The sequence below is a fragment of the Myxococcus sp. XM-1-1-1 genome (assembly GCF_020037095.1).
GTDB lineage: Bacteria > Myxococcota > Myxococcia > Myxococcales > Myxococcaceae > Myxococcus > Myxococcus fulvus.
In genome coordinates, this window is the sequence record NZ_JAIQDH010000005.1 from 1 (window position 1) to 14,617 (window position 14,617).

Here is a 14,617-nt window from a genome sequence, read left to right on the forward strand (position 1 = left end):
GTGATGCCGGGCGACAACATCGCGATCGAGGTGGAGCTGATCACCCCTGTCGCGATGGAGAAGGAGCTGCGCTTCGCCGTTCGCGAGGGTGGCCGCACGGTGGGCGCCGGCGTCGTGGCGGAAGTGATCGAGTAGCAGACCTCCTCCCGGCTCCCCGGGGTTCCCTTCCGGGGAATTTCCAGGGAGCCGGAGGAAATCCAGTTGCATACACTGGGGCGGGATGGTAATCACCGCGCCCCTTCGTTCTGAAGAAACGGCTCTGTGACAACCAGGGGACGTCGGTCGTAGCGCCTTCCGGGGCGTTGGCACAAAGTTCGTTCTAAGAGGTTCTTGCGAATGGCGACACAGAAGATCCGCATCCGGCTGAAGGCATACGACTCGAAGCTCCTGGACCAGAGCGCGGGTGAGATCGTCGAGACGGCTAAGCGCACTGGCGCGAAGGTGGCCGGTCCGATCCCCCTTCCTACGCGCATCAACAAGTTCACCGTGCTGCGTTCCCCGCACGTGGACAAGAAGAGCCGCGAGCAGTTCGAGATCCGCACCCACAAGCGCCTGCTCGACATTCTCGAGCCTACGCAGCAGACGCTGGATGCGCTCATGAAGCTGGATCTGTCGGCCGGCGTTGACGTCGAGATCAAGTCCTAGGAAGCGGGTGGGCGTCTGAGTGGTTTCACTCCGACCCCCGCGAGGAAAGTGCCATGGCGAAGTTTGACGTTGTCGACCTGGATTTGAAGAAGGTGTCGGAGATCGAGCTCTCCGACGACATCTTCGGCGCTGAGCCGAACACGCACCTCTTTTACGAGGTCGCGAAGATGCAGCAGATCAACCGGCGCCGCGGCACGGTGGGGGTGAAGAACACCTCGCTGGTCAGCGGCGGCGGCAAGAAGCCCTGGAAGCAGAAGGGCACCGGCCGCGCCCGCCAGGGTTCCATCCGCGCTTCCCACTGGGTGGGCGGCGGCAAGGCGATGGCTCCCAAGGCTCGCGACTACTTCTACCGCCCGCCCCGCAAGGTGCGCCGCGGTGCGCTCAAGTCCGCGCTGTCCCTGCGCGCCAAGGAGAAGACGCTCATCATCCTGAGCGGGTTCTCCCTGGACGCCCCCAAGAGCAAGCAGGCCTTCGAGGTGCTGACCAAGCGCCTGAAGCTGCAGAACGCCCTGGTGGTGGACGAGAAGGGCAACACCAACCTGCACCGCAGCGTGCGGAACCTGGCCAAGTTCGACGTGCTTCCTCCCGAGGGTGTCAACCTCGAGATGGTGCTGAAGCACTCGCACCTGGTCCTGACCTCCGCGGCCGCGAAGACCCTCGAGGGGGCGCTGTCATGAAGATCCACGACGTCATCAAGGGCCCGCTCATCACCGAGAAGCTGGACAAGGCCCGCGAGAAGCTGCGTCAGTACTCGTTCATCGTCGACCTCAAGGCCACCAAGCACGACGTGGCCAACGCGGTGTCGACGCTGTTCAAGGTCACCGTCGAGGACGTGAACACCAACATCGTCCGCGGCAAGATCAAGCGCGTGGGTCGGAGCATCGGCAAGCGGCCCAACTTCAAGAAGGCGGTCGTCACCCTCAAGGAAGGCGACTCGATCGAACTCTTCGAGGGAGGGGCGGCCTGACGCTACGGCGTTGAGGTCAGCCTGAGGAACACACCATGGGCATCAAGAAGTACAAGCCGACAAGCGCCGCCCGCCGTCTGATGACGGTGTCCGATTTCGCGGACATCACCAAGGACGCGCCCGAGAAGAAGCTGACCGAGCCGCTGAAGCGCTCGGGTGGCCGCAACGTTCACGGCCACATCACCCGCCGTCACCAGGGTGGTGGTCACAAGCGCCGCTACCGCGTCATCGACTTCAAGCGTCGTGACAAGGACGGCGTGCCGGCCAAGGTCACCGCGGTGGAGTACGACCCGAACCGCACCGCCAACATCGCCCTGCTGACGTACGCGGACGGTGAGAAGCGCTACATCCTGGCCCCCGTGGGCCTGAATGTGGGCGACACGGTGTTCGCCGGCGAGAACGCGGACATCCGTCCGGGCAACTCCCTGCCGCTGCAGAACATCCCGGTGGGTACCGTCATCCACAACGTGGAGCTGAAGCCGGGCCGTGGCGCCCAGGTCATCCGCTCCGCCGGCACGTCCGGACAGCTGATGGCGAAGGAGGGCCGCTACGCGCAGGTGCGCATGCCTTCCGGGACCGTCCGCATGGTCCTCATCGAGTGCCGCGCCACCGTGGGCCAGGTGGGCAACATCGAGCACGAGATCATCCGCGTCGGCAAGGCGGGTAAGAGCCGGTGGCTGGGCATCCGCCCGACGGTTCGTGGTCTCGCGATGAACCCCGTGGACCACCCGCACGGTGGTGGTGAGGGTAAGTCCGGTCAGGGTAACCCGCACCCGGTGTCGCCGTGGGGCAAGAAGACCAAGGGCCTCACCACGCGCACCAACAAGCGTACTGACAAGTTCATCGTGAGCGGCCGCCGCCAGGGCGCGCGCAGCCAGTAAGAGGATTCGCAAGCCATGGCTCGTTCGATCAAGAAGGGTCCGTTCGTCGACGACTTCCTCGTCAAGAAGATCGAGGACATGATCAAGACGAACAAGAAGACTGTCGTGAAGACGTGGTCCCGCCGCTCCACCATCCTGCCGGAGTTCGTGGGTCACACCTTCGCGGTGCACAACGGGAAGAAGTTCATCCCGGTGTTCGTCACGGAGAACATGGTGGGCCACAAGCTCGGCGAGTTCGCCCCGACGCGTACGTTCGGCGGTCACTCGGCGGAGAAGAAGGTCGCCAAGGCCCCGGGCAAGTAGCCTGGCGCATTGCCTGAGAGCCTGAGGAGATGACCATGGAGTCGACTGCACATCTGCGTTTCCTGCGCATGAGCCCCCGCAAGCTGTCCACCGTTGCGGCGCTCGTCCGGGGCAAGCCCGTTGAGGCGGCCCTCAACATCCTGAAGTTCACCCCGCGCGCCGCGGCCCTGCCGGTGGAGAAGCTCATCAAGAGCGCCGTGGCCAACGCGACCGACAAGTCCAAGGGACAGGTCGACGTGGACACGCTCTACGTCAAGACCATCTCGGTGGACCAGGGTCCCACCCAGCGCCGGTTCATGCCGCGCGCCATGGGCCGGGCCACCCCCATCAAGAAGAAGACCGCCCACGTCCACGTGGTGCTGGCCGAGGCCAAGAAGTAGGACCCGTCGGGCCCTGCCCGGACGTTCAAGGAGATTCACGTTGGGACAGAAAGTTCATCCGATCGGGTTCCGGCTTGGCGTCATCAAGACCTGGGACTCCAAGTGGTTCGAGCACAAGAACTACGCGCAGTGGCTCCATGAAGACATCCGCATCCGCGAGTTCGTGAAGAAGTCGCTGAACCACGCGGGCGTGTCCAAGGTGGAGATCGAGCGCGCCGCCAACAAGGTGAAGGTCAACGTCCACACCGCGCGTCCGGGCATCGTCATCGGCAAGCGCGGCGCGGGCATCGAGACGGTGAAGAAGGACCTCCAGCAGTTCACGAAGAACGAGGTCTTCCTCAACATCGTCGAGGTCCGCAAGGCGGAGACCGACGCGCAGCTGGTGGCGGAGAACATCGCCACGCAGCTCGAGCGCCGCATCGCCTTCCGCCGCGCCATGAAGAAGGCGCTGCAGACGGCCATGAAGTTCGGGGCGAAGGGCATCCGCGTGGCCTGCTCGGGCCGCCTGGGTGGCGCCGAGATGGCGCGCTACGAGTGGTACCGCGAGGGCCGCGTGCCCCTGCACACCCTCCGCGCGGACATCGACTACGGCTTCGCCGAGGCCAAGACGACCTACGGCAAGATCGGCTGCAAGGTCTGGGTCTGCAAGGGCGAGGTTCTCCCGGGCAAGGGCGGCCAGGCCCCCATGCCCTCCAACCGGTAATTGCCCTCCCGCGCCGGGTGTCTCCGCGAGGAGGCGCCCGGGGCAGGGTAGGGAAGGACAGCGACGATGCTTCAGCCTGCACGTACGAAGTACCGCAAGATGCACAAGGGCCGCATGCCGGGCGCCGCTCACCGTGGCAGCGACCTGACCTACGGCGAGTTCGGTCTGATGAGCCTTCAGCCGGGCTGGATCACCTCCCGGCAGATCGAGGCGGCCCGTATCGCGATGACCCGCCACGTGAAGCGCGGCGGCAAGATCTGGATCCGAATCTTCCCGGACAAGCCCATCACCAAGAAGCCCGCCGAGACCCGAATGGGTACCGGTAAGGGTGGCGTGGAGTACTACGTCGCGGTGGTGAAGCCCGGCCGCATCCTCTACGAGATGGAGGGCATGACGACCGAGGTGGCCACCGGGGCGCTGAAGCTGGCGCAGGCGAAGCTGCCCGTGCTCACGAAGATCGTGAAGCGCGCGGACCTGAGCCTCTAGGCACCGCGGCGGGAGCCGTCCTCTGGGTGGCTCCCGCACGCATGTGGAGATTGCAATGGCGACTGCGAAGGAACTGAGGGAGCTGTCGGCGGACGACCTGCAGCGGCGGGCGACGGAACTGCGTGAGACGCTGTTCCAGGACCAGCTCAAGCGGCGGACCGGCTCGCTGGACAATCCGGCGGAGCGGACCGGGCACCGGCGTGACCTGGCCCGTGTCCTGGCCGTGCTGACCGAGAAGAAGAAGGCGGCGAAGGCGTAACGCCTTCACCCGCGAATCCTCCAAGCGCGCTCGCCACAGGTCGGGTGCGCAAGGCCATCCGGGACGTGAGAGCGCCCGGGTGCATGAGAGACAGTGAGAGAGAAGATGGCTGAGACGACCGAAGCGCCCAAGGCAGAGACCTCCACCCGCGGCCGTCCCAAGACGCGCGTGGGAATCGTCACCTCCAACAAGATGCAGAAGACGGTGGTGGTCACCGTCCAGCGCCGCGCTCCCCACCCGAAGTACGGGAAGATCATGAGCCTGCGCGAGAAGTACAAGGCCCACGTGGAGGACCACGACTACCCGAAGAAGGTCACCATCAACGAGGGTGACCGGGTCCGGATCGCCGAGACCAAGCCCGCTTCGAAGGACAAGCGTTGGCGCGTGGTCGAGGTGCTGGAGAAGAGCAAGAACGTCTAGCACGCACCTCCACATGCGCGGCCGAGAGGCTGCGCGGTGGAGACACCGGCGATAGGAGATTCCCAGATGATTCAGATGACGAGCGTGCTCGACGTGGCGGACAACTCGGGCGCGAAGAAGGTGTTCTGCATCAAGGTGCTCGGCGGTTCGAAGCGCAAGTACGCGTCCATCGGCGACGTCATCGTCGTGTCGATCCGCGAGGCGCTGCCCAACTCGAAGGTGAAGAAGGGTGACGTGGCCAAGGCCGTCATCGTCCGCACCAAGCGCGAGGTGGGTCGTCCCGACGGCAGCTTCATCAAGTTCGACGGCAACTCCGCGGTCCTCATCAACAAGGACATGGAGCCCATTGGTACGCGTATCTTCGGGCCGGTCGCCCGTGAGCTCCGCGCCCGCAAGTTCATGAAGATCATCTCGCTGGCGCCCGAAGTCCTCTGAAGAGGACCCACCAGGCCGGACGGCGAGCAGCCAGAGAGACGAGGAAGCCATGCAGAAGATGAAGGTGGGAGACACGGTCCAGGTCATGGCCGGGGCCGAGGCCTCCGAGAAGACCCCTGCGACGAAGCGCGGCAAGGTGCTGAAGATCGACCAGGAGGCCGGCCGGGTGACTGTGGAGGGCCTGCGCCTGGTCAAGCGGCACCTGAAGAAGACGCCGCAGAACCCCGAGGGTGGCATTGTCGAGAAGCCCGGCACCATCGCCCTGGCGAATGTCCAGGTCGTTTGCGTGAAGTGCGACAAGCCGACCCGCGTGGGCATCAAGACGGACGGTGAGAAGCGCCAGCGGTTCTGCAAGAACTGCGACGCGCTGATTGACTAGGAGTCCCTGTTGGGGCATGTATGCGCGCCCTTCTGTCCGCCCTGGTAGGCGGGTAGGGGGGCGTGCAGGCAACGAGGGCCTGGGTAGTCCACGGGGCCCTCGCGGTGTTTTCAGTTTCCAGGTGAAGGACTGATCGGACGCGCTGGGTCACGACGGCGCCCGAAGCAGAGGATACGACGATGGCTGACGAGAAGAAGCCGGACCAGAAGGAAAAGAAGGCGAAGCGGGGCAAGAAGGAAGAGGCCAAGAAGGTTGGCTTCGCGGCGAACATCGAGGAAGGCCTCGAGAGCAAGCCGGCCCGCATGAAGGAGCGCTTCCGCAAGGAAGGGGTGCCCGCCCTGATGAAGGAGCTGGGCCTCAAGAACCCGATGGAGGTTCCGCGTCTCCAGAAGATCGTCGTCAACATGGGTCTGGGCGAGGCGCTCGCCAACAACAAGATCCTGGAGTCCGCGGTGGACCAGCTCGCGGCGATCACGGGTCAGAAGCCCATCGTGACGCGCGCCCGCAAGAGCATCGCGAACTTCAAGCTGCGCCAGGGCCAGGCCATCGGTGCCGCCGTCACCCTGCGTGGCGCCCGCATGTACGAGTTCATGGACCGCCTCATCACGGTGGCGCTGCCGCGCGTGCGTGACTTCAAGGGCGTGTCCCCGAAGGCCTTCGACGGGAAGGGCAACTACACGCTCGGCGTGCGCGAGCAGATCATCTTCCCCGAAATCAACTACGACCAGATCGAGAAGGTGAAGGGGCTCAACATCAGCTTCGTCACCACTGCCCGGAACGACGAGCAGGGGTTGGCGCTGATGCGTCACTTCGGCATGCCCTTCCGCCAGTAAGCCCTCGAGCCAAGGACCTCAAAGACAATGGCCAAGCTCTCCAAGATTGCCCAGGCGAAGCGCAAGCCGAAGTTCGCCGTGCGCCAGTACAACCGCTGCCCGCTGTGCGGCCGGCCGCGCGCGTTCCTGCGCAAGTTCAAGATGTGCCGCATCTGCCTGCGCAACCGTGCGCTGCGCGGTGAGATCACCGGCGTGACCAAGTCGTCCTGGTGAGTCGGTAGGGCAGGGTGCCAAAGGGGCCTTGACGGTCCCGTTGGCGCCCTGGACGCGCTTCGGAAGGAGCGTGTCCACGAGCAGTTTCAACCCAGGTAGTTGCGCTCGGCGCGAACCCCCGGGATGGGCCCGGCAGGCGCGACGAACGCGAACACGAAGCACCCGGACAGGGTGCTCGTTCGGAAGGTAGCCCATGCCGGTCAATGATCCCGTTGGCGACATGCTGACCCGCCTGCGCAATGCGTCGCGCGCGCGTCACGACAAGGTCGTCATTCCCCACTCGAAGCTCAAGCTCGAGGTCATCAAGGTCCTCAAGGACGAGGGCTACATCGGGGAGTACGTCGTCCACACGCAGGACGGCTCGCCCCAGAGCGAGATCAGCGTTCAGCTCAAGTACGGGCCGGACCGCGCTCCCGCCATCACCGGCATCCGCCGCGTGTCCAAGCCGGGCCTGCGCCGCTACGTCGGCGTGAACGACATCCCGCAGGTGCTGGGAGGCATGGGTATCTCCATCCTCTCCACGTCCCGCGGCATCCTGGTGGACTCCGAGGCCCGCAAGCAGAAGGCGGGCGGCGAGCTGCTCTGCACCGTCTACTAGCCAGCGGCCTGGTGGCCGCGCCTCGTGAGAGTGCGCGCCCCGGGCATACAGGACCGAGGCAACCATGAGTCGGATTGGAAAACTGGCGATCAAGCTCGGCGACAAGACGAAGGCCGTCGTCGCCGGCCAGCAGGTGAACTTCGAGGGCCCCAAGGGCAAGCTGTCCGTGAAGCTGCCCGGCAAGGTCAAGGTGGAGATCAAGGACGGTCAGGTGACCGTGCAGCGCGCGGATGATTCGCGCGAGGCGCGCAGCCTGCACGGCCTGACGCGCACCATCCTCGCCAACGCCGCGAAGGGCGTGTCCACGGGCTTCGAGAAGAAGCTGGACATCCGCGGCGTCGGTTTCCGCGCCGAGGTGAAGGGCAAGGCCATCCACTTCGCGCTGGGCTACTCCCACCCCGTCGTCTTCGACCTCCCCGAGGGCGTGACGGCGGAAGTGGACAAGACGGCCCGCACCGAGGACAGCCTCCCCACCGTGGGGCTGACGCTGCGTTCGGCGGACAAGGAAGTGCTCGGCGCGACGGCGGTGAACATCCGCTCGCTGCGCCCGCCCGAGCCGTACAAGGGCAAGGGCATCAAATACTCCGAGGAGCGCATCCGCCGTAAGGAGGGCAAGACCGGAACGACGTAATCGTTCCGTCTGTCCTGAGTGTTCCCAATCCCGCCGGGCCCATGGGGTCTGGCGGCATCATCCGGCGGCGGAAGACCGCATCGCCGCCGGAAGGACAAGGAAGCAGCCATGCCGACGAAGATCGATCCCCGTATCAAGAGGAAGAACCGCATCCGCAAGAAGCTCTCGGGTACCACCGAGCGGCCGCGGCTTACCGTCTACAAGAGCCTCAAGCACATCTACGCGCAGGTGGTGGACGACACCACGGGCAAGACCCTCGCGTACGCCTCGTCGCTGTCCAAGGAGCTGAAGGGCCAGGACGAAGGCGACAAGAAGGCGGACGCGAAGCGGGTGGGTGCCCTCATCGCGCAGCGGTGCAAGGCTGCCAACGTCGAGGCGGTGGTGTTCGACCGCAACGGCTTCCCCTATCACGGGCGCATCGCCGCCGTGGCTGACGCCGCGCGCGAGGCCGGGCTGAAGTTCTAGCTTTCGAAAGGATTTCCAAGTGGCAACTCCGATCAATCCGAACGATCTGGACCTCACCGACCGCGTGGTGAACATCAACCGCGTCGCCAAGGTGGTGAAGGGCGGCCGGCGGTTCTCGTTCGCCGCCCTCGTGGTGGTGGGTGACGGCGCCGGACACGTGGGCGTCGGCCTGGGCAAGGCCAACGAGGTTCCCGAGGCCATCCGCAAGGGTGGCGAGAACGCGAAGAAGAACCTGTTCCGCGTTCCGCTGATGGGTCACACGATTCCGCACGAGGTGCTCGGGCACTTCGGCGCCGGCTGGGTGCTGCTGAAGCCGGCCAGCGAAGGTACGGGCGTCATCGCGGGTGGCGCGGTGCGCGCGGTGCTGGAGGCGGCGGGCATCCGCAACATCCTGACGAAGAGCCAGGGTTCGCGGAATCCGCACAACGTGCTGAAGGCCACGGTCGCGGGTCTGAAGCTGCTGCGCAGCGCGGCGCAGGTGTCGCGCCTCCGCGGCAAGGACGTCGAGTCGGCGAAGCTCGCCGGGGAGCAGAGGGGCTAGTCATGGCGCTCAAGGTGAAGCTGACGAAGAGCTACGCGGGCGCTTCCGAGGACATGCTGGCCACCATCCGTGGCCTGGGTCTGAAGAAGTTCGGTGATGAGCGCCTGCTGAAGGACACGCCGGCCATCCGCGGGATGGTGTTCAAGGTGAAGCACCTGGTCTCCTCGGAGACGGTGTCCACCGAGGCGCCGGCGCCCAAGCGCCGCAAGCCGCGCAAGATCGCCCTGCGGGACCGCGCGCGCGCCTACCAGGCCAAGGCCTGAGCACGAGAGGACCTAAGACAATGAGCACTCTGCACGGTTTGAAGCGCCCCTCGCGCTCGTGGCACCGCAAGAAGCGCGTGGGCCGCGGTCAGGGTTCCGGCCTGGGCAAGACGGCCGGCCGCGGTGGCAAGGGCCAGAAGGCCCGCACCGGTAACATGCGGTTCGAAGGCTTCGAGGGTGGCCAGAGCCCCCTGCAGCGCCGCCTGCCGAAGTTCGGCTTCAACTCCCCCAACCGCACGGTGTACGCGGTGGTGAACCTGTCGGATGTGGACACCCACTTCGACGCCGGTTCCACGGTGGATGAGGCCTCGCTGAAGAAGGCGGGTCTGGTGAAGGGCCGCTACGACGGCGTGAAGCTGCTGGGTCGGGGCGCGCTGACGAAGAAGGTGACCATCCGGGTGCACAAGGCCTCCGAGACCGCCAAGTCGGCGGTCGAGAAGGCGGGTGGCGCGGTGGACGTCCTTCCCCTGATGGCCCACAAGCCCGAGGCGGCCGCCAAGGCGCACGCTGGCAAGGGCGTCAAGGCCCCTCGGCAGCCGAAGGCCTGAGCATGTCCGACGCGCATCACTTGTCGGTGGTGCGCGTCATTTCGCTTGTGTAGGCTTCTGCGCCCCTTTCCCATCCGTGGAACAGGGGCGTTTTGTCGTCCTGGCAGAACCCTCACGAAGAGGATGGCTACCCCGTGGCTCTCAATGCCTTCGCCAACGTCTTCCGCATCGCGGAGCTGCGCAGCCGGCTCGCGTACACGCTAGCCCTGCTGGCCGTCTACCGCATCGGCATCTTCATCAACACGCCCGGCGTGGACCGGGCCGCGATGAACGCCTTCATGGACGCCCAGAAGCAATCGGGCGGTCTGGTCTCGCTGTTCAACCTCTTCTCCGGCGGCGCGCTGGAACAGATGTCCATCTTCGGATTGGGCATCATGCCCTACGTCAGCGCCTCCATCATCATGCAGCTCCTGGCGGTGGTCATCCCCAGCCTGGAGCGCCTGCAGAAGGAGGGGGCGGCGGGCCGGCAGAAGATCAACCAGTACACGCGCTACGGCACCATCGTCCTCTCCGTCATCCAGGGCATCGGCATCTCCCGCTGGCTGGCGTCGCTGGGGCGCTCGGACGCGGGGCAGAGCGGCTTCAACCAGGTGGTGGTGCCGGACGACAGCGTCTGGTTCACCTTCATGACGGTGGTCAGCCTGACGGCGGGCACGGCCTTCATCATGTGGCTGGGTGAGCGCATCACCGAGCGCGGCATCGGCAACGGCATCTCGCTCATCATCTTCGCGGGCATCGTGGCGGGTGTGCTCCCCGGCGCCAGCACGCTGCTGGACCTGACGCGGCAGGAGGTCATCGCGGTCGCCGAGGTCCTGGCGCTGCTGGTGTTCATGCTCCTCATCATCGCGGTGGTGGTCTACGTGGAGCGCGGCATGCGCCGCATCCCCATCCAGTACGCCAAGCGCATGGCGGGGCGGCGGATGTTCGCGGGCCAGGCCACGTACTTCCCGATGAAGGTCAACACGGCCGGCGTCATCCCGCCCATCTTCGCGGGCGCGGTGCTGTCGTTCCCGGCGACGCTGGGCACGTGGTTCCCGTTCCTCCAGGACGTGCAGCGGGCCATCGAAGGCAACCTGTGGATCTACAACGGGCTCTTCGTGCTGATGGTCATCTTCTTCGCCTACTTCTACACGGCGCTGACCTTCCGTCCGGATGACGTGGCGGACAACATCAAGAAGCAGGGCGGCTACATCCCGGGCATCCGCCCGGGCCGGCAGACGGCGGAGTTCATCGAGCGGGTGCTGAACCGGCTCACGTTCGGCGGCGCCATCTACCTGGCGGTCATCTGCGTGATTCCGTCGGTCATCAGCGGTCTGCTCAACGTGCGCTTCACGTTCGGCGGCACGGCGCTGTTGATCGTCGTGGGCGTGGCCCTGGACACGGTGCAGCAGATCGAGGGTCACCTCATCAGCCGCAACTACGAGGGCTTCGCGGGTCCGCGCGGTCCCCGAATCCGCGGCCGGGTGCGCGTGGCGGCCTGAGTCACGGCGACAACGTCACGGGCGCCTCTCCTCGTCGTGGGGAGGGGCGCCTCGTCGTTCCGGGGCGCAGTCATTCGAGTTATTCGGTGGTGCACATGGGGGGCGCGTGAAAGTTTCGTGGCTGACGACTTCCGTGCCTTCCTTGGGAGCTGAGAGGAGCACATGAACCTGATCCTGTTGGGACCGCCGAACGCGGGGAAGGGTACCCAGGCGAAGAAGCTCTTCGCCGACTTCCACATCCCGCAGATCTCCACCGGTGACATCCTCCGCAAGGCTGTGGCGGAGAAGACGGAGCTGGGGAAGGTCGCGGGGCCGCTGATGGCGGCGGGCCAGTACGTGCCGGACGAGGTCGTGATTGGAATCGTCGAGGAGCGCCTGAAGGAGGCGGATGTCGCTCAGGGCTTCGTCCTGGACGGTTTCCCTCGCACTCCGGGCCAGGCGGACGCGCTGGACAGGATGCTGGAGCGGCTGGGCAAGAAGCTCGACGCCGTCGTGTCGCTCGAGGTGCCGCACGAGACGCTGGTGAAGCGTGGCTCGGGACGGCGCGTGTGTCCGAAGGACGGCAGCGTCTACCACGTGGAGACGAGCCCGCCGAAGCGCACGGGCTTCTGCGACAAGTGTGGCGAGGGCCTGGTGCAGCGGCCGGACGACATGCCGGAGGTCATCGAGAAGCGCCTCCAGAAGTACGACGCCGAGACCAAGCCCCTGAAGAACTTCTACGAGAAGAAGGGCGTGCTCAAGAGCGTGGACGGCGTGGGCTCTCCGGAGGGCATCTACGAGGAGATCAAGGCCGCCGCGGGTCGGAGCAAGGCCTGATGGACGGACGGGCTGGCGAGCGGAGCTCGGGGGCTTGCGGTGCCTCGAGTCGCTGGCCACCCGTGTCCCGTGCAGGTGAGGTTGGCGCGGGACTCCGATGAGCCAGGTGGAGATCAAATCCCGGGAGGAGATCGCGCTCATGCGCGAGGCCGGCCGCATCGTGGCCGACGTCCTGGATGCGCTCGAGCAGGCCGTGGCGCCGGGCATCACCACCTGGGAGCTGGACGCGCTCGCGGAGAAGATGACCGCGGAGCGGGGCGCCAGGCCGGCCTTCAAGGGCTACCTCGGCTTCCCGTGTGTGCTCTGCGCCTCCATCAATGACGAGGTGGTGCACGGCATCCCCAGCCGGAAGCGGAAGCTGGTCGAAGGCGACCTGATGAAGCTCGACTTCGGGGTGTCGTACCGGGGGTGGTTCGGGGACTCGGCGCGGACGGTGCCGGTGGGGAAGGTGTCCCCGGAGGCGCGGTCCCTGGTGGAGACGACCCGGGAATCGCTCCAGAAGGCCATCCAGGCCATGAAGCCGGGCAACCGGCTGGGGGACATTGGCCATGCCGTCCAGCGGCACGTGGAGGCGCGGGGGTTCTCCGTGGTCCGGGATTTCACGGGCCACGGGATTGGCCGCAAGCTCCACGAGCACCCACACGTGCCCAACTACGGGCAGGCAGGGGCGGGGATGAAGCTGCGCGCGGGCATGGTGCTCGCGGTGGAGCCGATGGTGAACGCCGGGACCTCGGACATCGAGATCCTGGAAGACGACTGGACGGCGGTGACGGCGGACCGGAAGTTGTCCGCCCACTTCGAGCACACCATCCTCATCACGGATGGGGGGCCCGAGGTGCTCACCCGAGGGCGTTGAGGACGGCCGGGACTGCAGGTGAAATAGGTCCTTGTTACGGTGGGTTGGTAGGAATCCGAGTTTTGCTGCGCGGGACGCTTGCCACTTGCGGACCAAAGTGCTACTCCGCCGCGCTTCCAAGAGGTTCGTGGTCCGGGAAGAGGTTTGACGCTTGCCGAAGGATGATTCCATCGAAGTTGAGGGGACGGTGATGGAGCCCCTCCCCAACGCGATGTTCCGTGTGGAGCTGGACAACGGCCACAGGGTGCTCGCGCACATCTCGGGCAAGATGAGGATGCACTTCATCCGAATCCTTCCCGGTGACAAGGTGAAGGTCGAGCTGTCTCCGTACGACCTGACGCGTGGACGGATCACGTACCGGGCGAAGTAACGAAAAGGGCGGCCCGCCGATGTAGGGGTGGGTGGCCCGCTGGCTTTTCTCTGTTCGAAGGAAGGAAGTTCGCTCCATGAAGGTTCGGGCGTCCGTCAAGAAGATCTGCGACAAGTGCAAGGTTGTCCGCCGCAAGGGTATCGTGCGCGTGATTTGCGCCTCCAACCCCCGGCACAAGCAGCGCCAGGGCCGATAGCCGCAAGGCTGTTGGCTTCAGACCAACTCCACTCCAGAAGGAAGACCGAAGATGGCTCGTATCGCCGGCATCGACCTGCCGCCCAACAAGCGCGCCGTGATCTCGCTCCAGTACATCTACGGGATCGGCAACAAGTCCGCGCAAGACATCATCGCGGCGGCGGGTATCGACCCCACCACCCGGACCAAGGACCTCACCGAGGACCAGGCTCGAAAGATCCGCGAGATCATCGAGGCCAGCTACAAGGTCGAGGGTGACCTCCGGCGTGAAGTGACGATGAACATCAAGCGCCTGATGGACCTGGGCTGCTACCGGGGCCTGCGTCACCGCAAGGGTCTGCCCGTCCGCGGCCAGCGCACCCACACCAACGCGCGCACCCGCAAGGGTCCGAAGCGTGGCATCGTCCGGGCGAAGCCGGCGGCTCCGGCTCGGTAAACCGCAGCGCCGGCGCCATGAGGCGCTGGCGTCGATCACCTCTCAGGAGCAGCAACTCACATGGCTGACGAGACCAATACTTCGGCTGCGGCGCCCACGGGTGCCGAGGGCGAGGCCCCGGCCGCGAAGAAGTCCAAGCGCAAGGGCAAGAAGAGCATCCTCAACGGCGTGGTCCACATCCAGTCCACGTTCAACAACACCATCATCACGATCACGGACGTGTCCGGGAACGTGATCTCCTGGTCCTCGGCCGGGGCGCGTGGCTTCAAGGGAAGCCGCAAGTCCACCCCGTTCGCCGCCCAGGTGGCCGCCGGCGACGCCGCCGCGAAGGCGATGGAGCACGGTCTGAAGAACGTGTCCGTGTTCGTGAAGGGGCCGGGCGCGGGTCGTGAGTCGGCGCTGCGCGCGCTGGCCGCCGCTGGCCTGAAGATCAACCTCATCCGCGACGTGACGCCCATCCCGCACAACGGGTGCCGTCAGCCCAAGCGTCGTCGCGTCTAAACCCTTCGTCCG

27 protein-coding genes and 1 pseudogene are annotated in these 14,617 nt (G+C 65.8%); all 28 read left to right on the forward strand.

Features of this window, described 5'->3' with window-relative positions; genetic code table 11:
- Positions 1–135: pseudogene (gene tuf / locus K8640_RS12410) on the forward strand (elongation factor Tu); the annotation flags it as partial.
- 201 nt (positions 136–336) lie between these two features.
- Positions 337–645 carry a 30S ribosomal protein S10 gene (rpsJ, locus tag K8640_RS12415; RefSeq protein WP_002633608.1) on the forward strand — a complete coding sequence of 103 codons (309 nt, stop codon included), beginning with the start codon at positions 337–339 and terminating at the stop codon, positions 643–645.
- 53 nt (positions 646–698) lie between these two features.
- Positions 699–1,322: a 50S ribosomal protein L4 gene (gene rplD, locus K8640_RS12420; RefSeq protein WP_046714303.1), complete on the forward strand. Its 624-nt coding sequence runs from the start codon at positions 699–701 to the stop codon at positions 1,320–1,322.
- A complete protein-coding gene (locus tag K8640_RS12425) occupies positions 1,319–1,612 on the forward strand; it encodes a 50S ribosomal protein L23 (RefSeq protein WP_141327458.1) in 294 nt (97 codons plus the stop codon). The genes rplD and K8640_RS12425 overlap by 4 nt, the downstream gene beginning before the upstream one ends.
- 35 nt (positions 1,613–1,647) lie before the next feature.
- Entirely contained in the window at positions 1,648–2,493 is an 846-nt protein-coding gene (gene rplB, locus K8640_RS12430) for a 50S ribosomal protein L2 (protein WP_046714301.1), read from the forward strand.
- A 15-nt stretch (positions 2,494–2,508) separates the two neighbouring features.
- Complete coding sequence (rpsS, locus tag K8640_RS12435; protein ID WP_046714300.1) at positions 2,509–2,796, forward strand: 30S ribosomal protein S19; 288 nt, start codon at positions 2,509–2,511, stop codon at positions 2,794–2,796.
- A 35-nt stretch (positions 2,797–2,831) separates the two neighbouring features.
- Positions 2,832–3,176: a 50S ribosomal protein L22 gene (gene rplV / locus K8640_RS12440; protein ID WP_141327456.1), complete on the forward strand. Its 345-nt coding sequence runs from the start codon at positions 2,832–2,834 to the stop codon at positions 3,174–3,176.
- Between the two features lie 40 nt (positions 3,177–3,216).
- On the forward strand, positions 3,217–3,879 hold the full coding sequence (rpsC, locus tag K8640_RS12445; protein WP_002633602.1) for a 30S ribosomal protein S3: 663 nt from the start codon (positions 3,217–3,219) through the stop codon (positions 3,877–3,879).
- 66 nt (positions 3,880–3,945) lie between these two features.
- On the forward strand, positions 3,946–4,365 hold the full coding sequence (gene rplP / locus K8640_RS12450; protein ID WP_046714299.1) for a 50S ribosomal protein L16: 420 nt from the start codon (positions 3,946–3,948) through the stop codon (positions 4,363–4,365).
- A 43-nt stretch (positions 4,366–4,408) separates the two neighbouring features.
- Positions 4,409–4,624, forward strand: a complete 216-nt coding sequence (gene rpmC, locus K8640_RS12455; RefSeq protein WP_174816815.1) for a 50S ribosomal protein L29 — start codon at positions 4,409–4,411, stop codon at positions 4,622–4,624.
- A 105-nt stretch (positions 4,625–4,729) separates the two neighbouring features.
- The gene (gene rpsQ / locus K8640_RS12460) at positions 4,730–5,044 is read left to right on the forward strand and encodes a 30S ribosomal protein S17 (protein ID WP_015350179.1); all 315 of its coding nucleotides are present in this window, start codon (positions 4,730–4,732) and stop codon (positions 5,042–5,044) included.
- A 66-nt stretch (positions 5,045–5,110) separates the two neighbouring features.
- Positions 5,111–5,479, forward strand: a complete 369-nt coding sequence (gene rplN / locus K8640_RS12465; RefSeq protein ID WP_046714296.1) for a 50S ribosomal protein L14 — start codon at positions 5,111–5,113, stop codon at positions 5,477–5,479.
- A gap of 49 nt (positions 5,480–5,528) precedes the next feature.
- Complete coding sequence (rplX, locus tag K8640_RS12470) at positions 5,529–5,858, forward strand: 50S ribosomal protein L24 (protein WP_141327454.1); 330 nt, start codon at positions 5,529–5,531, stop codon at positions 5,856–5,858.
- Between the two features lie 302 nt (positions 5,859–6,160).
- A complete protein-coding gene (rplE, locus tag K8640_RS12475) occupies positions 6,161–6,691 on the forward strand; it encodes a 50S ribosomal protein L5 (RefSeq protein ID WP_174816817.1) in 531 nt (176 codons plus the stop codon).
- Positions 6,692–6,718: 27 nt separating this feature from the next.
- A complete protein-coding gene (locus tag K8640_RS12480; protein WP_015350175.1) occupies positions 6,719–6,904 on the forward strand; it encodes a type Z 30S ribosomal protein S14 in 186 nt (61 codons plus the stop codon).
- Positions 6,905–7,097: 193 nt separating this feature from the next.
- Positions 7,098–7,502, forward strand: a complete 405-nt coding sequence (gene rpsH / locus K8640_RS12485) for a 30S ribosomal protein S8 (RefSeq protein WP_223747254.1) — start codon at positions 7,098–7,100, stop codon at positions 7,500–7,502.
- A gap of 64 nt (positions 7,503–7,566) precedes the next feature.
- Positions 7,567–8,133, forward strand: a complete 567-nt coding sequence (gene rplF, locus K8640_RS12490) for a 50S ribosomal protein L6 (protein WP_223747255.1) — start codon at positions 7,567–7,569, stop codon at positions 8,131–8,133.
- Between the two features lie 108 nt (positions 8,134–8,241).
- Positions 8,242–8,598, forward strand: a complete 357-nt coding sequence (gene rplR, locus K8640_RS12495; protein ID WP_046714291.1) for a 50S ribosomal protein L18 — start codon at positions 8,242–8,244, stop codon at positions 8,596–8,598.
- A gap of 19 nt (positions 8,599–8,617) precedes the next feature.
- Positions 8,618–9,139: a 30S ribosomal protein S5 gene (gene rpsE / locus K8640_RS12500; RefSeq protein WP_046714290.1), complete on the forward strand. Its 522-nt coding sequence runs from the start codon at positions 8,618–8,620 to the stop codon at positions 9,137–9,139.
- 2 nt (positions 9,140–9,141) lie between these two features.
- A complete protein-coding gene (gene rpmD, locus K8640_RS12505) occupies positions 9,142–9,402 on the forward strand; it encodes a 50S ribosomal protein L30 (RefSeq protein WP_223747256.1) in 261 nt (86 codons plus the stop codon).
- A 20-nt stretch (positions 9,403–9,422) separates the two neighbouring features.
- Complete coding sequence (gene rplO, locus K8640_RS12510; protein WP_046714288.1) at positions 9,423–9,950, forward strand: 50S ribosomal protein L15; 528 nt, start codon at positions 9,423–9,425, stop codon at positions 9,948–9,950.
- A 134-nt stretch (positions 9,951–10,084) separates the two neighbouring features.
- A complete protein-coding gene (gene secY / locus K8640_RS12515) occupies positions 10,085–11,431 on the forward strand; it encodes a preprotein translocase subunit SecY (RefSeq protein ID WP_046718097.1) in 1,347 nt (448 codons plus the stop codon).
- Positions 11,432–11,593: 162 nt separating this feature from the next.
- Positions 11,594–12,247 carry an adenylate kinase gene (locus K8640_RS12520; RefSeq protein ID WP_074951662.1) on the forward strand — a complete coding sequence of 218 codons (654 nt, stop codon included), beginning with the start codon at positions 11,594–11,596 and terminating at the stop codon, positions 12,245–12,247.
- A gap of 97 nt (positions 12,248–12,344) precedes the next feature.
- On the forward strand, positions 12,345–13,103 hold the full coding sequence (map, locus tag K8640_RS12525) for a type I methionyl aminopeptidase (RefSeq protein WP_223747257.1): 759 nt from the start codon (positions 12,345–12,347) through the stop codon (positions 13,101–13,103).
- 151 nt (positions 13,104–13,254) lie between these two features.
- Positions 13,255–13,473, forward strand: coding sequence for a translation initiation factor IF-1 (infA, locus tag K8640_RS12530; protein WP_046714285.1), 219 nt, complete (start codon positions 13,255–13,257; stop codon positions 13,471–13,473).
- A 76-nt stretch (positions 13,474–13,549) separates the two neighbouring features.
- Positions 13,550–13,669, forward strand: coding sequence for a 50S ribosomal protein L36 (gene rpmJ / locus K8640_RS12535; RefSeq protein ID WP_074951669.1), 120 nt, complete (start codon positions 13,550–13,552; stop codon positions 13,667–13,669).
- 51 nt (positions 13,670–13,720) lie between these two features.
- A complete protein-coding gene (gene rpsM, locus K8640_RS12540) occupies positions 13,721–14,104 on the forward strand; it encodes a 30S ribosomal protein S13 (RefSeq protein ID WP_141327449.1) in 384 nt (127 codons plus the stop codon).
- A gap of 60 nt (positions 14,105–14,164) precedes the next feature.
- Entirely contained in the window at positions 14,165–14,605 is a 441-nt protein-coding gene (gene rpsK, locus K8640_RS12545; RefSeq protein ID WP_141327448.1) for a 30S ribosomal protein S11, read from the forward strand.
- Positions 14,606–14,617: the final 12 nt, after the last annotated feature.

Bases quoted from the DNA above. Each gene is read 5' to 3' on its own strand.
- rpsJ (WP_002633608.1), top strand. From the start codon at position 337: ATGGCGACACAGAAGATCCGCATCCGGCTGAAGGCATACGACTCGAAG.
- rplB (WP_046714301.1), top strand. From the start codon at position 1,648: ATGGGCATCAAGAAGTACAAGCCGACAAGCGCCGCCCGCCGTCTGATG.
- rpmJ (WP_074951669.1), top strand. From the start codon at position 13,550: ATGAAGGTTCGGGCGTCCGTCAAGAAGATCTGCGACAAGTGCAAGGTT.
- rplO (WP_046714288.1), top strand. From the start codon at position 9,423: ATGAGCACTCTGCACGGTTTGAAGCGCCCCTCGCGCTCGTGGCACCGC.
- rpmD (WP_223747256.1), top strand. From the start codon at position 9,142: ATGGCGCTCAAGGTGAAGCTGACGAAGAGCTACGCGGGCGCTTCCGAG.
- rpsS (WP_046714300.1), top strand. From the start codon at position 2,509: ATGGCTCGTTCGATCAAGAAGGGTCCGTTCGTCGACGACTTCCTCGTC.
- rplV (WP_141327456.1), top strand. From the start codon at position 2,832: ATGGAGTCGACTGCACATCTGCGTTTCCTGCGCATGAGCCCCCGCAAG.
- rplR (WP_046714291.1), top strand. From the start codon at position 8,242: ATGCCGACGAAGATCGATCCCCGTATCAAGAGGAAGAACCGCATCCGC.
- K8640_RS12520 (WP_074951662.1), top strand. From the start codon at position 11,594: ATGAACCTGATCCTGTTGGGACCGCCGAACGCGGGGAAGGGTACCCAG.
- rplP (WP_046714299.1), top strand. From the start codon at position 3,946: ATGCTTCAGCCTGCACGTACGAAGTACCGCAAGATGCACAAGGGCCGC.
- rpsK (WP_141327448.1), top strand. From the start codon at position 14,165: ATGGCTGACGAGACCAATACTTCGGCTGCGGCGCCCACGGGTGCCGAG.
- rplN (WP_046714296.1), top strand. From the start codon at position 5,111: ATGATTCAGATGACGAGCGTGCTCGACGTGGCGGACAACTCGGGCGCG.
- rplF (WP_223747255.1), top strand. From the start codon at position 7,567: ATGAGTCGGATTGGAAAACTGGCGATCAAGCTCGGCGACAAGACGAAG.
- rpsM (WP_141327449.1), top strand. From the start codon at position 13,721: ATGGCTCGTATCGCCGGCATCGACCTGCCGCCCAACAAGCGCGCCGTG.
- map (WP_223747257.1), top strand. From the start codon at position 12,345: ATGAGCCAGGTGGAGATCAAATCCCGGGAGGAGATCGCGCTCATGCGC.
- rplD (WP_046714303.1), top strand. From the start codon at position 699: ATGGCGAAGTTTGACGTTGTCGACCTGGATTTGAAGAAGGTGTCGGAG.
- rplE (WP_174816817.1), top strand. From the start codon at position 6,161: ATGAAGGAGCGCTTCCGCAAGGAAGGGGTGCCCGCCCTGATGAAGGAG.
- rpsQ (WP_015350179.1), top strand. From the start codon at position 4,730: ATGGCTGAGACGACCGAAGCGCCCAAGGCAGAGACCTCCACCCGCGGC.
- rplX (WP_141327454.1), top strand. From the start codon at position 5,529: ATGCAGAAGATGAAGGTGGGAGACACGGTCCAGGTCATGGCCGGGGCC.
- rpsH (WP_223747254.1), top strand. From the start codon at position 7,098: ATGCCGGTCAATGATCCCGTTGGCGACATGCTGACCCGCCTGCGCAAT.
- K8640_RS12425 (WP_141327458.1), top strand. From the start codon at position 1,319: ATGAAGATCCACGACGTCATCAAGGGCCCGCTCATCACCGAGAAGCTG.
- K8640_RS12480 (WP_015350175.1), top strand. From the start codon at position 6,719: ATGGCCAAGCTCTCCAAGATTGCCCAGGCGAAGCGCAAGCCGAAGTTC.